At 69.9% G+C, this 14676-nt stretch carries 15 protein-coding genes; 12 read left to right on the top strand and 3 right to left on the bottom strand.

What is annotated here, in order from left to right:
- Positions 1 to 232 precede the first annotated feature (232 nt).
- Both ACWDAG_RS19415 and ACWDAG_RS19410 read left to right on the top strand, forming a co-directional pair.
- The gene (locus ACWDAG_RS19415) at positions 233 to 529 is read left to right on the top strand and encodes a DUF4193 domain-containing protein (RefSeq protein WP_005481602.1); all 297 of its coding nucleotides are present in this window, start codon (positions 233 to 235) and stop codon (positions 527 to 529) included.
- Between the two features lie 13 nt (positions 530 to 542).
- The gene (locus tag ACWDAG_RS19410; protein ID WP_450696810.1) at positions 543 to 1463 is read left to right on the top strand and encodes a hypothetical protein; all 921 of its coding nucleotides are present in this window, start codon (positions 543 to 545) and stop codon (positions 1461 to 1463) included.
- Between the two features lie 6 nt (positions 1464 to 1469).
- Here the strand turns inward: ACWDAG_RS19410 and ACWDAG_RS19405 are convergent, their stop codons facing one another.
- On the bottom strand, positions 1470 to 1934 hold the full coding sequence (locus ACWDAG_RS19405) for a DUF3093 domain-containing protein (RefSeq protein ID WP_450696809.1): 465 nt from the start codon (positions 1932 to 1934) through the stop codon (positions 1470 to 1472).
- A 58-nt stretch (positions 1935 to 1992) separates the two neighbouring features.
- On the opposite strand from ACWDAG_RS19405, the gene ACWDAG_RS19400 reads away from it, so the two are divergent.
- The 9 genes from ACWDAG_RS19400 (at position 1993) to ACWDAG_RS19360 (ending at position 10647) form a co-directional block, all read left to right on the top strand.
- Positions 1993 to 2577 (top strand): PaaI family thioesterase, encoded by a 585-nt coding sequence (locus ACWDAG_RS19400; protein WP_450696808.1) that lies wholly within the window; start codon positions 1993 to 1995, stop codon positions 2575 to 2577.
- Positions 2574 to 3125 (top strand): dUTP diphosphatase, encoded by a 552-nt coding sequence (gene dut / locus ACWDAG_RS19395; protein WP_450696807.1) that lies wholly within the window; start codon positions 2574 to 2576, stop codon positions 3123 to 3125. Before ACWDAG_RS19400 ends, dut begins: the two co-directional genes overlap by 4 nt.
- Before the next feature lies 1 nt (position 3126).
- Positions 3127 to 3882, top strand: coding sequence for a DUF3710 domain-containing protein (locus ACWDAG_RS19390; RefSeq protein ID WP_450696806.1), 756 nt, complete (start codon positions 3127 to 3129; stop codon positions 3880 to 3882).
- Positions 3883 to 4045: 163 nt separating this feature from the next.
- Entirely contained in the window at positions 4046 to 5224 is a 1179-nt protein-coding gene (locus ACWDAG_RS19385) for an alginate lyase family protein (protein WP_450696805.1), read from the top strand.
- 71 nt (positions 5225 to 5295) lie between these two features.
- The gene (locus tag ACWDAG_RS19380) at positions 5296 to 5988 is read left to right on the top strand and encodes an ABC transporter ATP-binding protein (RefSeq protein WP_450696804.1); all 693 of its coding nucleotides are present in this window, start codon (positions 5296 to 5298) and stop codon (positions 5986 to 5988) included.
- A 122-nt stretch (positions 5989 to 6110) separates the two neighbouring features.
- On the top strand, positions 6111 to 8657 hold the full coding sequence (locus ACWDAG_RS19375) for an ATP-binding protein (RefSeq protein ID WP_450696803.1): 2547 nt from the start codon (positions 6111 to 6113) through the stop codon (positions 8655 to 8657).
- The gene (locus ACWDAG_RS19370; RefSeq protein WP_450696802.1) at positions 8654 to 9340 is read left to right on the top strand and encodes a response regulator; all 687 of its coding nucleotides are present in this window, start codon (positions 8654 to 8656) and stop codon (positions 9338 to 9340) included. The genes ACWDAG_RS19375 and ACWDAG_RS19370 overlap by 4 nt, the downstream gene beginning before the upstream one ends.
- Positions 9341 to 9495: 155 nt before the next feature.
- Positions 9496 to 9894: an OB-fold nucleic acid binding domain-containing protein gene (locus ACWDAG_RS19365; RefSeq protein WP_099931846.1), complete on the top strand. Its 399-nt coding sequence runs from the start codon at positions 9496 to 9498 to the stop codon at positions 9892 to 9894.
- 3 nt (positions 9895 to 9897) lie between these two features.
- Positions 9898 to 10647 (top strand): DUF3159 domain-containing protein, encoded by a 750-nt coding sequence (locus ACWDAG_RS19360; protein WP_450696801.1) that lies wholly within the window; start codon positions 9898 to 9900, stop codon positions 10645 to 10647.
- Positions 10648 to 10840: 193 nt separating this feature from the next.
- Here ACWDAG_RS19360 and ACWDAG_RS19355 read toward each other — a convergent pair whose 3' ends face one another.
- The gene (locus ACWDAG_RS19355; RefSeq protein ID WP_099931848.1) at positions 10841 to 11518 is read right to left on the bottom strand and encodes a potassium channel family protein; all 678 of its coding nucleotides are present in this window, start codon (positions 11516 to 11518) and stop codon (positions 10841 to 10843) included.
- Positions 11518 to 12189 carry a potassium channel family protein gene (locus tag ACWDAG_RS19350; RefSeq protein ID WP_030939613.1) on the bottom strand — a complete coding sequence of 224 codons (672 nt, stop codon included), beginning with the start codon at positions 12187 to 12189 and terminating at the stop codon, positions 11518 to 11520. Before ACWDAG_RS19350 ends, ACWDAG_RS19355 begins: the two co-directional genes overlap by 1 nt.
- Before the next feature lie 383 nt (positions 12190 to 12572).
- Here ACWDAG_RS19350 and ACWDAG_RS19345 point away from each other — a divergent pair, with 383 nt between their 5' ends.
- Positions 12573 to 14627 (top strand): APC family permease, encoded by a 2055-nt coding sequence (locus ACWDAG_RS19345; RefSeq protein WP_450696800.1) that lies wholly within the window; start codon positions 12573 to 12575, stop codon positions 14625 to 14627.
- Positions 14628 to 14676: the final 49 nt, after the last annotated feature.

Here is a 14676-nt window from a genome sequence, read left to right as displayed (position 1 = left end):
TCCTGATCACGGGAAGTACAGGGTGAGGCGCCTTTGAAGAGCGGTAGGGGGACCGTGTACGGTCCCGTTCGCCATCCAAGCCGATCACTCTTGAGGAGTCCGGTTGGGTGTCGATTGAGTAACAGACCTTGATGTGAGGCAAAATCTCCGCCTCGGGTCGGGCACAAGTCCGGCCTCTCACGCGTTACGTGCGCTGGAGACACCGCAGACACCCAGAGGGGGAGAGCGCGACATGGCAACGGATTACGACACCCCACGCAAGACCGACGACGACGTCGACTCGGACAGCCTTGAAGAGCTGAAGGCCAGGCGGAACGACAAGTCGACGTCCGCAGTGGACGTCGACGAGTTCGAGGCCGCCGAAGGCCTGGAGCTGCCCGGCGCGGACCTCTCGAACGAGGAGTTGGCCGTCCGGGTGCTGCCCAAGCAGCAGGACGAGTTCACCTGCATGAGCTGCTTCCTGGTGCACCACCGCAGCCAGCTGGCCCGGGAGAAGAACGGTCAGCCGATCTGCCGCGACTGCGACTGAGGTCGGGTCGGCCGTGACTGGCTCGACCCCTCCTTGGAAGCGCCGCTCCCCTTTGCCGGGAGCGGACGAAGGGCCGCCCGACGGCCCTGATGGCGCGCGTGACGACGAGCGGGGCCCATCCGGTACGACACCGGGTACGACAGGGTCGGGGTCGGCCTCGCTCGAACCGGTGGCCGGCCGGGTTGACCTCCCGGCCCCGTCGCGGACACCCGTGCCCGTCGCCAGGCGGGCCGGGATGATCCGCGACAAGGCCAGGGAAGGGGTCCGCAGGGGCGGCAGCGCCGCCAGGGCGGGCCTCGCGTATGTCGCCGACCGGATCATCGAGAACGCCCCGCGGATCCCCGTGAGGGATCTCGCGGCGCTCCGCAGACAGTTCCCGGGCCTGGGGCCCGAGCAGCTCGCGGACAAGCTCGTGGCGGGCGCGGCTGCCGCCACCTCGACGGTCGGCGCGGGGATCGGAGCGGCGGCGATGCTGCCGGTACCGCCCGCGATGCCGACGGAACTGGCTGCCGAGATCACCGGGGTCGCGGCGATCGAGCTGAAACTGATCGCCGAACTCCACGAGGTCTACGGCGTACGCCCGCCCGGCGACCTCAAGCAGCGCAGCACCGCGTATCTCAACTCCTGGTCGGGAGAGCGCGGTATCGACGTGACCAAGCCGTCGACCGTGAGTTCCGCGCTGAACGGCCCCATGAAGCGCGAACTGCGCCAGCAGATCATGAAACGCATGGTCCGCGACCTGCCGAACCTCATGCCCTTCATGGTGGGAGCGGCTGTGGGGGCGGTCATGAACCGCCGGGACACCAAGAAGCTCGCGGCGCGGATCCGCAAGGACCTGAGAAAGGTCCAGGTGCCCTGGGACGCGCTCCCCGAACTCCCGCCCCTGGAGGCCCCGGAGCGACCGCTGGAGCTCGGGGGCGACTCAGCGGGCTGAGAGCCGTTACGCCACGGCCTCCCGGGCCGTCCTCAGCGCCTCCGCGAGGCGCTCCGGCTCCCGCGTCGACAGGTACAGATACGGCGTCGGGTCCTCGGGGTCGGTGACCTCCACCCGCAGGGCCGTGGGGATGTAGGCGCGCAGCAGCAGGAAGGCGCGGGTGTCGGCCTTGTAGGTGCGCCAGGCGCGCGCCTCCTCCGGGTCCAGGACCTCCGCCTTGCCCAGTGCCGTGACCGGGATCTTCGCCTCGCCCGCGATCAGTGAGCCGCCCACCACACGGATGCGGACCGAGCCGTACGCGCTCGCCGCCACCGCCATCGCCGCAGTGCCGCCGACCAGGCCGCCGAGCAGCGGCAGGGTGCCGAAGGGCAGCAGGATGAGGGCGAAGGAGACGCCCACCAGGAAGGAGATCAGCCACCACGAGCGCGGGGCCGTGAGGCGTTCTTCGTAAGGGGTGGCGGAGAGCTGCATGCAGCCAAGCTTGGCATGGTGTCCGGATTTGGTGGACGCGCGGGTAAGGTCTGCGGCTGTGAGTGGTACTTCCCCAGCTCTTCAGCCTCCCGCAGACGCGGTGAAACCGGTGCGGCACCCTGATGCTCCCGTGCCCGGTGAGCTGCTCGGTGCCCACTACGAACAGTGTTTCGGATGTGGCGGCGAGCAGCCCCATGGACTGCATCTGGAGGCGCGGGCCGGCGAAGGCGTCACGATCACCGCGGAGTTCACCGTCCAGCCTGCTCACCAGGGGGCGCCCGGACTGGCCCACGGCGGGGTGCTGGCCACCGCCCTGGACGAGACCCTCGGCTCGCTGAACTGGCTGCTCAGGACGATCGCCGTGACCGGGCGGCTGGAGACGGACTTCGTGCGACCCGTTCCGGTCGGGACGGTGCTGTATCTGGAGGCCGAGGTCACTGCGGTGGCCGGCCGCAAGATCTACTCGTCCGCCACCGGACGCATCGGCGGCCCGGACGGGCCCGTGGCCGTCCGCGCCGACGCGCTCTTCATCGAGGTGAAGGTCGACCACTTCATCGACAACGGCCGCCCGGAGGAGATCCGGGCCGCCATGAACGACCCGGACCAGATCCGGCGCTCCCGTGCCTTCGAGGTGAACCCGTGAGCCGTGACCCCGTGAACGTGCTGATCCGGCGCGTCGACCCCGACGTACCCCTTCCGTCGTACGCACATCCCGGTGACGCGGGCGCCGATCTGCGTACCACCGAAGGGTGTGAACTGAAGCCGGGTGAGCGGGTCGTGCTGCCCACGGGGGTGTCGATCGCGCTCCCGGAGGGGTACGCGGCCTTCGTGCACCCCCGGTCGGGGCTCGCCGCCCGCTGCGGTGTTGCCCTGGTGAATGCCCCGGGGACGGTTGATGCCGGGTACCGTGGGGAGATCAAGGTGATCGTGGTGAATCTCGACCCGCGCGAGGCCGTGCGGTTCGAGCGCTTCGACCGGATCGCCCAACTGGTCGTCCAGCAGGTCGAGAAGGTCCGCTTCCAGGAGGTCGCGGAGCTTCCCGGGTCGGCGCGGGCCGAAGGGGGCTTCGGGTCCACCGGAGGTCATGCCGCGGTGGCCGGGACGAGCAGCACAATCGGTCAGGCCGCCATGGGCGGCACTACGGGTGGGAATCGATACGCTTCGGTCGTATCCGACCGGGAAGGACAGTGACGTGTTCGGACGTCGCAACAAGAAGGGTGCCGCCGAGGACGCGGCCGGCGAGGCCGAGCAGGTCGTCGACTACGTCGACACTGAGGCGGACGACGAAGAGCGCGAGCGTGTGAGGCTCGAGCCCGAGCCGCGGCCCGACGGGCCCTGGGACAGCTCGGAGGTGCGCGACCCGGCCGAGGGGCGCGTGGACCTGGGCGGACTCTTCGTGCCCGGAGTCGACGGCATGGAGCTGCGGGTCGAGGTCGCAGGCGACGCGATCGTCGCGGCGACCGTCGTGCTGCGCGACAGCGCCATCCAGCTGCAGGCCTTCGCCGCACCCAAGCGCGAGGGCATCTGGGGCGAGGTGCGCGAGGAGATCGGCTCGGGCATCACCCAGCAGGGTGGCATCATCGACGAGGTCGAGGGCCCGCTGGGCTGGGAGCTGCGGGCCCAGGTGCCGGTGCAGCTGCCGGACGGCACGGGCGGTTTCCAGGTCGTACGGTTCGTCGGTGTGGACGGCCCGCGCTGGTTCCTGCGTGGTGTGATCTCGGGTCAGGGCGCGGTGCAGCCGCAGGCGGCCGGTCTGCTCGAACAGATCTTCCGGGACACGGTCGTGGTCCGCGGTGAGGGCCCGATGGCACCCCGCGACCCGATCGTCCTGAAGCTGCCGAACGACGCCCAGATGGTCCCCGAGGGGGTCCAGCAGGAGGAGGGCTCGCGCTTCTCCGGCGGCATGGGACAGCTGCAGCGCGGACCGGAGATCACCGAGGTCCGCTAGGCGTTCGCCGGGCACGACGTCCGAGAGCCGCACCCTTCGGGGTGCGGCTCTTTTGCGTGCGTGGCCTCTTGACGACGGATTGGTCTGTACCTACGGTCTCCGCTCAACGCGTCTGTTCATAAAGGCGCTTAACGTTCACATACGAGAACGGATGACCCCCGCCATGCGCCGTACCGCACTCCTTGCGACCGCCTCCGCGCTTGTCGTGGGCATGATCGCCTGGCCCGCCGCCCGCCATGCCGACGCCGCCCCCACCGCCTTCGTGCACCCCGGAGTCACCGTCTCCAAGGCGCAGATGGACTTCACCCGCAGCAAGGTCGATGCAGGTGCCCAGCCCTGGAAGAGCGCTTTCGACCAGATGATGGCGAGCAAGTACGCCGACCTGAACCGCACGCCGAAACCGCGGGCGACGGTCGAGTGCGGCTCGTACTCGAACCCCGACCACGGCTGCACGGACGAGCGTCAGGACGCGATAGCCGCGTACACCGACGCACTCGCCTGGTACATCACCCGCGACGACCGGTACGCGAAGAAGGCGATCGAGCTGATGGACGCCTGGTCCGCCGTGATCAAGGAGCACACCAACAGCAACGCGCCCCTGCAGACCGGCTGGGCGGGCTCCTCCTGGCCGAAGGCCGCCGAGATCATCAAGTACACGTACACCGGCGCCTGGCCGAACTCCGGCCGCTTCGCGACCATGCTCCGCAATGTCTACCTCCCCGAGATCATCAACGGCTCCGACTCCAACGGCAATTGGGAACTGTCGATGATGGAGGCCGCGGTCGGCATCTCCGTCTTCCTCGAGGACAGGACGTCGTACGACAAGGCCATGGCGAAGTTCCGGACCCGTACGGCCGCGTATGTCTATCTCTCCTCGGACGGCGATCTGCCGAAGACGGTGCCCAGCCAGCACCTCGACACCAAGGCGAAGATCGTCAGCTACTGGCAGGGGCAGTCCACCTTCGTCACCGGGCTCACCCAGGAGACCTGCCGCGACCTCACCCACACGGGGTACGGCATCTCCGCGATCTCGCACGTGGCCGAGACCAGCCGGATCCAGGGCCAGGACCTCTACGGCACCGACGTCGGCGAGCGGCTGCGGCAGGCGCTGGGGTTCCAGGCCAAGTACCAGCTGGGCGCCGCGGCGCCCAGCTGGCTGTGCGGCGGCTCGCTGAAGCTCGGGCTCGGACCCGTCACCGAGGTCGGCTACAACGCCCTGCACAACCGCCTCGGCATCGCCATGAGCAACACCCAGACGCTGACCGAGCAGCAACGCCCGGCCGGCAGCAACAACCTCTTCGTCGCCTGGGAGACCCTCACTCACGGGGACAATCCGAGCTGACCGACCGTTGAAGGACCGGGCGCCGGGTGACGATACTGACGCCCGGCCGACGGCTGCACGGGGGAGGGCGCATGAGCCAGGTGGTCACCGAGACCATGGTGCGGGTCGAGAACGTCCACAAGTCCTACGGCGGGGGAGCGGCCGCCGTGCACGCCCTGCGCGGTGTCTCCTTCGAGGTGCCGCGCGGCGAACTCGTGGCCCTCAAGGGGCGCTCGGGATCGGGCAAGACGACGCTCCTCAACATCGTCGGCGGACTCGACGCACCGGACGAGGGGCGGGTGCGCGTCGACGGCCTCGACCTGTCGGAGCTCGGCGAGGACGGACTCCTCGCCCTGCGGCGCGACCGCGTCGGCTTCGTGTTCCAGTCCTTCGGGCTCATCCCGATCCTCACGGCCGCCGAGAACGTCGGCGTGCCGATGCGGCTGCGCCGGGCCGAGGTGCGCGAGCGCGAGGAGCGTGTCGAACTGCTGCTCGCCCTCGTCGGCCTCGCCGAGCACGCGGGGCAGCGGCCCGGCGAGCTGTCCGGCGGCCAGCAGCAGCGGGTCGCCATCGCCCGCGCCCTCGCCAACAGCCCCTCGCTCCTCGTCGCCGACGAGCCGACCGGTCAGCTGGACGCGGAGACCGGTCACGACGTCATGGAGCTGCTGCGGGCCGTCGTCGACAGCGAACAGGTCACCGCCCTGGTCGCCACCCACGACGCGACCCTGCTGGACCTCGCCGACCGGGTGCTGGAGCTGCGGGACGGGGAGATCGTCGAGTCCTGAGCGACCCGGCGTCAGAGTTCCGTCAAAGACGGCTCCGAGGCCCCTCCCGGGACCTTTTGTCGCGATTGCTGGCCGTAAGGTCGACGCTGCGTAGGCAGCAGTGACCGGAAGACAATGGGGCCATGGGACGCGGCAAGCTTCGGATCTACCTCGGTGCGGCACCGGGCGTCGGCAAGACGTACGCGATGCTCTCCGAGGCGCACCGGCGGGTGGAGCGTGGCACCGACTGCGTGGTGGCCTTCGTGGAGCACCACGGGCGGCCGCGCACCGAGGTGATGCTGCACGGCCTCGAACAGGTGGCGCGCAAGGAGCTGGCGTACCGGGGCACGACCTTCACCGAGATGGACGTCGATGCCGTCCTCGCCCGAAGCCCCCAGGTGGCTCTGGTGGACGAACTCGCCCACACCAACGTCCCCGGCTCCCGCAACGCCAAGCGCTGGCAGGACGTGGAGGAACTCCTCGCGGCCGGCATCGACGTCGTCTCGACCGTCAACATCCAGCACCTGGAGTCGCTGGGCGACGTCGTCGAGTCGATCACCGGGGTGCGGCAGCGGGAGACCGTGCCGGACGAGGTGGTGCGCCGGGCGGACCAGATAGAGCTGGTCGACATGTCGCCCCAGGCGCTGCGCCGCCGGATGGCGCACGGCAACATCTACCAGCCCGACAAGGTCGACGCGGCCCTGTCGAACTACTTCCGGCCCGGCAATCTGACCGCCCTGCGGGAGCTGGCCCTGCTGTGGGTGGCGGACCGGGTCGACGAGTACCTGAAGCAGTACCGAAGCGACCACCGGGTGTCGAAGATCTGGGGCTCCCGGGAGCGGATCGTGGTCGGCCTGACCGGCGGACCCGAGGGCCGGACCCTCATCCGGCGGGCCGCGCGCCTGGCCGAGAAGGGCGCGGGCGGCGAGGTGCTGGCCGTCTACATAGCCAGCAGCGACGGCCTGACGGCCGCCTCGCCCAAGGAACTCGCCGTGCAACGCACCCTCGTGGAGGACCTCGGCGGCACCTTCCACCACGTGGTCGGCGACGACATACCGGCGGCGCTGCTCGCCTTCGCGCGCGGGGTCAACGCCACCCAGATCGTGCTCGGCGTCTCCCGGCGCAAGGGCTGGCAGTACGTCTTCGGGCCGGGCGTCGGCGCGACGGTCGCCCGCGACTCCGGTCCAGACCTCGACGTCCACCTGATCACGCACGACGAGGCGGGCAAGGGGCGCGGCCTGCCGGTGAGCCGAGGGGCGCGGCTCGGCCGGTCGCGGATCATCTGGGGCTGGGTGGTCGGCGTGGTCGGCCCGGCCGTCCTGGCGGTGCTGCTCAACACCGTCGACCTGGGCCTCGCCAACGACATGCTCCTGTTCCTCGCCGTGACGGTCGCCGCGGCCCTGCTCGGCGGGCTGCTGCCCGCGCTGGCCTCGGCGGCGGTCGGCTCGCTGCTGCTGAACTACTACTACACGCCGCCCCTGCACAAATGGACCATCGCCGACCCGAAGAACATCGTCGCCATCGTGATCTTCGTGGGTGTCGGCATCTCGGTGGCCTCGGTGGTCGACCTCGCCGCCCGGCGCACCCACCAGGCGGCACGGCTGCGCGCCGAGTCGGAGATCCTGTCCTTCCTCGCGGGCAACGTGCTGCGCGGCGAGACCGGTCTGGAGGAGCTCCTGGAGCGGGTCCGCGAGACCTTCGGCATGGAGTCGGCGGCCCTGCTGGAGCGGGCGAGCGACCACGACCCGTGGACCTGCGCGGGCCGCGCGGGCCTGGGCCCCGCGGTGGAGCGGCCGGACGAGGCGGACGTCGACGTGCCGGCCGGGGACCACATGGCGCTGGCGCTGACCGGGCGGGTGCTGCCCGCCGAGGACCGCCGGGTGCTGGCCGCGTTCGCCGCGCAGGCCGCTGTCGTACTGGACCGCCGACGCCTCCAGGAGGAGGCCGAACGGGCGCGGGCACTGGCCGAGGGCAACCGCATCCGTACGGCGCTGCTGGCCGCCGTCAGCCATGACCTCCGTACCCCCCTGGCCGGGATCAAGGCGGCCGTGTCGTCGCTGCGCTCGGACGACGTGGCGTGGTCCGAGGAGGACCAGGCCGAGCTGCTGGAGGGCATCGAGGAGGGCGCCGACCGGCTCGACCACCTGGTGGGCAACCTCCTCGACATGTCCCGCCTGCAGACCGGCACGGTCACCCCGCTGATCCGCGAGGTCGACCTCGACGAGGTCGTACCGATGGCGCTGGTCGGAGTGCCCGAGGACAGCGTCGAGCTGGACGTGCCGGAGACCCTGCCCATGGTCGACGTGGACCCGGGCCTCCTGGAGCGGTCGGTGGCCAACCTGGTCGAGAACGCCGTCAAGTACAGCCCGCGGGGCGAGGCGGTGCTGGTCGCCGCCAGCGCCATCGCCGACCGCGTCGAGGTCCGCATCGTGGACCGCGGGCCCGGCGTCCCCGACGACGCCAAGGAGCGCATCTTCGAGCCCTTCCAGCGCTACGGGGACGCCCCGCGCGGAGCCGGCGTGGGCCTCGGCCTGGCCGTGGCGCGCGGCTTCGCCGAGGCCATGGGCGGCACCCTCAACGCAGAGGACACACCCGGCGGCGGCCTCAGCATGGTCCTCACCCTGCGCGCGGCAGGACCGCGCGCGCACGAGCTTCTCCACCCGGCGGAACCCGAAAGGCAGGCCACATGACCCGTGTGCTGGTCATCGATGACGAGCCGCAGATCGTGCGCGCCCTCGTGATCAACCTCAAGGCGCGCAAGTACGAGGTCGACGCGGCCCACGACGGGGCCACCGCGCTCCAGCTCGCCGCCGCCCGCCACCCCGACGTGGTCGTCCTCGACCTGGGCCTGCCCGACATGGACGGCGTCGAGGTGATCCGGGGCCTGCGCGGCTGGACGCGGGTGCCGATCCTGGTGCTGTCCGCCCGGCACACCTCCGACGAGAAGGTCGAGGCCCTCGACGCGGGCGCCGACGACTACGTCACCAAGCCCTTCGGCATGGACGAACTGCTCGCCCGGCTGCGGGCCGCCGTCCGCCGCGCCGAGCCGGTCGGCGCGGGCGAGGACGACGTGACCACCGTGGAGACCGAGGAGTTCACCGTCGACCTGACGGCGAAGAAGGTCAACCGGGGCGGGAAGGACGTACGGCTCACGCCCACGGAGTGGCATCTGCTGGAGGTGCTGGTGCGCAACACGGGCCGGCTGGTGAGCCAGAAGCAGCTCCTCCAGGAAGTGTGGGGTCCGTCATACGGGACCGAGACGAACTACCTGAGGGTGTACATGGCCCAGCTGCGCAGAAAGCTGGAGGCCGACCCCTCGCACCCCAAGCACTTCATCACGGAGCCTGGGATGGGGTACCGGTTCGAGGCGTGAGCTGCGCGGTGGGCCGGGGGTCCGGGGGTTGGCCCCCGGGGGATGCAGCATCACGGAGCCTGGGACGGGGTACCGGTTCGAGGCGTGAGGGGCTTCGGTTCGAGCGTTGGGGCCGCGGGTACGTAGCTGTCAGTGCACCCCGGTACGCTTCAGATATGAGTGCTGTTCCTCGTTCCGAAAAGCCGGTGGGCCGGTTCCGGCGCATGCTAGACCGGCTCTCCTCGTCGCAGGAGGACCTGGAGTCCGAGGAGCTGCGGGAGGACACCGCGACTGCCGGATGTACCCGGATCGGTGACTGTCACGACCGACAGATCGTCACGGTTACTGGTACCTTGCGCACGGTCACCCTGCGGCCGCGCGCGGGCGTCCCGGCCCTGGAGGCCGAGCTGTTCGACGGCAGCGCCGCCCTGGACGTGGTGTGGCTCGGCAGGCGCTCCATCGTGGGCATAGAACCAGGGCGCAGGCTGATCGCATCGGGCCGCGTCTCGCTCAGCCGGGGCCGCCGGGTGCTGTTCAATCCGAAATACGAACTGAGACCCCTCGGACGGGAGTAGCCGGTGACGTCGCTCGACAAGCCGACCGAAGACACTCAAGCCGACGAAGCCCGGGCGGTGACCGAGGCCGCCCTGTTCGAGGCGTTCGGCGGAGTGCGGGGCATGGTCGAGACGGTGCTGCCCGGCCTCCTCTTCGTCACCATCTTCACGATCAACAAGGACCTGCACTGGTCGGCCATCGCCGCCCTCGCGGTGTCCCTGCTGCTCGTGGTGGTCCGCCTGGTCATGCGGGACACCGTCAAGCACGCCTTCAGCGGTGTCTTCGGTGTCGCCTTCGGTGTCGTCTTCGCGATGATGACGGGCAACGCCAAGGACTTCTACCTCCCCGGCATGCTCTACACGCTGGGCCTGGCGCTGGCGTACATCGTCACGACCCTGTGCGGGGTGCCGCTGCTGGGGCTGATCCTCGGGCCGGTGTTCAAGGAGAACCTCTCCTGGCGGACGCGCAATCCGGGGCGCAAGAAGGCGTATGCCAAGGCCAGTTGGGCCTGGGGGCTGATTCTGCTCGCCAAGTGCGCGATTCTCTTCCCGCTGTACTGGTGGGCGGACACGGCGCAGTTGGGCTGGGTGCTGGTTGCGCTGAAGATTCCGCCGTTCCTGCTGGCTGTCTGGCTCACCTGGGTGTTCCTGGCGAAGGCGCCCGCGCCCATCGACGTGTTTGCGGAGATGGAGGCGGAGGAGAAGGCCGAGAAGGAGCGGGCCGCTGCCGCGGAGGCCGAGCCGAGCGGTGGCCGGCACCGCCGGGAGGCGTAGAGGCGTTTTTCGCCCCCGCCGCCCCTTCCCGTCCCGACCCTGGGGGCTGCCGCCCCCAGACCCCCGCTTTCGGCCTGACGGCCTCGTCCTCAAACGCCGGACGGGCTGAACACAACAACCGGACGGGCTGAAAACAGCAAAACGAAGGGCGCCCCTGGGTTCAGGGGCGCCCTTCGTCGTACCGGACGAGCGATCAGCTCGCCGTATCCTCGCGCCGCACCGACAGCAGATCCTCCAGCTGCTCCTCCCGGGCCTGCGCGGCGACGAAGAGGAGTTCGTCGCCCGGCTCCAGGGAGTCGTCGCGGGACGGGGTGAGGACTCGGGTGCCGCGGATGATGGTGACCAGGGACGTGTCCTCGGGCCATTCGACGTCGCCGACCTGGGTACCGGCCAGGGCCGACTCCTCCGGCAGCGTCAGCTCCACCAGGTTCGCGTCGCCGTGGCTGAAGCGCAGGAGGCGGACCAGGTCGCCGACCGAGACCGCTTCCTCGACCAGGGCCGACATCAGACGGGGGGTCGAGACCGCCACGTCGACGCCCCAGGACTCGTTGAAGAGCCACTCGTTCTTCGGGTTGTTGACGCGGGCCACGACGCGCGGGACGCCGTACTCCGTCTTCGCGAGGAGCGAGACGACCAGGTTCACCTTGTCGTCGCCCGTCGCGGCGATCACCACGTTGCAGCGCTGCAGCGCCGCCTCGTCCAGGGACGTGATCTCGCAGGCGTCGGCGAGCAGCCACTCCGCCTGTGGGACGCGCTCGACCGAGATGGCCGTCGGCGCCTTGTCGACGAGCAGGACCTCGTGGCCGTTCTCCAGCAGCTCGCCCGCGATCGAGCGGCCGACCGCACCGGCACCGGCAATGGCGACCCTCATCAGTGACCGCCCTCCTCTTCGGGACCCTTGGCGAAGGACGCCTCGACCTTGTCGACCTCGTCGGTGCGCATCATCACATGCACCAGGTCGCCCTCCTGCAGCACCGTCTGCGAGCTGGGCAGGATCGCCTCGCCGAGCCGGGTCAGGAACGCCACGCGGACGCCCGTCTCCTCCTGCAACTTGCTGATCTTGTGGCCGACCCAGGCCGCCGAGGCATGCACCTCGGCGAGCTGGACACCGCCGGTCGGATCGCGCCACAACGGCTCGGCGCCCGAGGGCAGCAGCCGGCGCAGCATCTGGTCGGCCGTCCAGCGGACCGTCGCGACGGTGGGGATGCCGAGGCGCTGGTAGACCTCGGCACGACGCGGGTCGTAGATGCGGGCTGCGACGTTCTCCACGCCGAACATCTCGCGGGCCACCCGCGCGGAGATGATGTTCGAGTTGTCGCCGCTGGACACGGCGGCGAAGGCGCCGGCCTCTTCGATGCCGGCCTCGCGCAGGGTGTCCTGGTCGAAGCCGATCCCGGTGACCCGGCGGCCGCCGAATCCGGGGCCGAGGCGGCGGAAGGCCGTGGGGTCCTGGTCGATCACTGCGACCGTGTGCCCCTGTTGCTCCAGGGTCTGGGCCAGCGCGGAACCCACTCTTCCGCAGCCCATGATGACGATGTGCACGACCGTCCTTCCGGTGTCAAGAGTTACTGCTCAGCCACATCAGGGTCTCAGACCGACGCCCAAGCTACACACGCGCGGTAGGACGTCGGCACCCCTGTGCACGGTTGCCGTACGCCTTGTGACCTCATCGACGGCTGATGCTGCGGACGCTGGCAAGAGTCAGGATTCCGAGGCCGACGAGGGCCGCCGCGGCGCCGATCAGCTCTGCGGTGGCGTGCATGGAACCTCCAAAGGGGCGGCAACTGGGCGGTGATTGTCATATAGGCATGAGGGCGCGGCGACCTGCGGAATCCGTCGCCGGAGCCCCCTTTGTTTTCACCCGGAGGGCAGATGGGTGGGGGAGGGTGGTTGGGTGCCCGTTCGAACGCCTACGATTACCTGTTGTGTCCAAACTGACCGACGTGCCCAAACGGATCCTGATCGGGCGCGCACTGCGCAGTGACCGGCTGGGCGAAACGCTCCTGCCGAAGCGCATCGCCCTCCCCGTCTTCGCCTCCGACCCGCTGTCCTCCGTGGCCTACGCCCCGGGAGAGGTGCTGCTGGTCCTGTCCATCGCGGGCGTGTCGGCGTACCACTTCAGCCCCTGGATCGCCCTCGCGGTCGTCGTGCTGATGTTCACCGTGGTCGCTTCCTACCGGCAGAACGTGCATGCCTACCCCAGCGGCGGCGGCGACTACGAGGTCGCGACCACCAACCTGGGCGCCAAGGCGGGCCTCACCGTGGCCAGCGCCCTGCTCGTCGACTACGTCCTCACCGTCGCCGTCTCGATCGCGTCCGGCATCGAGAACCTCGGCTCCGCGGTCCCGTTCGTGGTCGAGCACAAGGTGCTGTGCGCTGTCTCCGTGATCGTGCTGCTGACGCTGATGAACCTGCGCGGCGTGAAGGAGTCCGGCAAGCTCTTCGCGATCCCGACGTATGTGTTCGTCGGCGGCGTGTTCATCATGATCGCGTGGGGGGCGTTCCGCGGGCTGGTGCTCGACGACACCATGCGGGCGCCGACGGCGCAGTACACGATCAAGGCCGAGCACCAGGGGCTGGCCGGTTTCGCGCTGGTCTTCCTGATGCTGCGCGCCTTCTCCTCCGGCTGTGCGGCACTGACCGGTGTCGAGGCGATCTCCAACGGCGTCCCCGCCTTCCGCAAGCCCAAGTCGAAGAACGCCGCGACCACGCTCGCCGCGATGGGCCTGCTCGCCGTCACCATGTTCTGCGGGATCATCGTCCTCGCCCTGACGACCAAGGTCCGCATGGCCGAGAACCCGGCCACCGACCTGCTCAAGCACGGCGTCGGGGTCGGCGCCGGCTACGTGCAGAACCCGGTGATCACCCAGGTCGCCGAGGCGGTCTTCGGCAAGGGCAGCTTCCTGTTCATCGTGCTCGCCGCGGCCACCGCCCTGGTGCTGTTCCTGGCCGCCAACACCGCCTACAACGGCTTCCCGGTCCTCGGCTCGATCCTCGCCCAGGACCGCTACCTGCCCCGCCAGCTGCACACCCGAGGCGACCGCCTCGCCTTCTCGAACGGCATCGTGCTCCTGGCGGGCGCCGCCACGCTGCTGACCGTGATCTACGGCGCCGACTCGACGCGGCTGATCCAGCTGTACATCGTCGGCGTCTTCGTGTCCTTCACGCTCAGCCAGACCGGCATGGTGCGGCACTGGAACCGTCATCTGGCCGTCGAGAAGGACGTCGCCAAGCGCCGGCACATGGTGCGCTCCCGCGCGATCAACGCCTTCGGTGCCTTCTTCACCGGCCTGGTGCTGGTCGTCGTCCTCGTCACCAAGTTCACGCACGGCGCCTGGGTCGCCCTGCTCGGCATGGTGATCTTCTACGCGACGATGACCGCGATCCGTAAGCACTACGACGGCGTGGCCGCGGAGATCGCGGCGCCCGAGGGCCCGAGCGACGACAGCGTACGGCCGTCCCGCGTCCACTCGGTCGTCCTGATCTCGAAGATCCACCGCCCCACGCTGCGCGCCCTCGCCTACGCCAAGCTGATGCGCTCGGACAGCCTGGAGGCGCTCACCGTCAACGTCGACGCGGCGGAGACGAAGGCGCTGAAGGAGGAGTGGGAGCGGCGCGGCATCGACGTACCACTGAAGGTGCTCGACTCGCCGTACCGCGAGATCACGCGGCCGATCATCGAGTACGTCAGGGGCCTGCGCAAGGAGTCGCCGCGTGACGCGGTGTCCGTGATCATCCCCGAGTACGTGGTCGGCCACTGGTACGAGCATCTGCTGCACAACCAGAGCGCGCTCAGGCTCAAGGGCCGACTGCTGTTCACGCCGGGCATCATGGTGACGTCCGTGCCCTACCAGCTGCAGTCCTCGGAGGCGGCGAAGAGCAGGGCCCGCAAGCGGCAGGAGTGGAACGCGCCGGGCTCGGTGCGGCGCGGTCCGGCCCAGGAGGGCCGACCGAAGCAGCCCTCGGGTTCCCAGAACTGACACACGTCGGTCAACGGCCGGACGACACCCACGTAGACTGGTGGGCTGT

The organism is Streptomyces sp. NPDC001157 (assembly GCF_053598255.1).
This window is presented reverse-complemented; position numbering and strand designations above follow the sequence as displayed.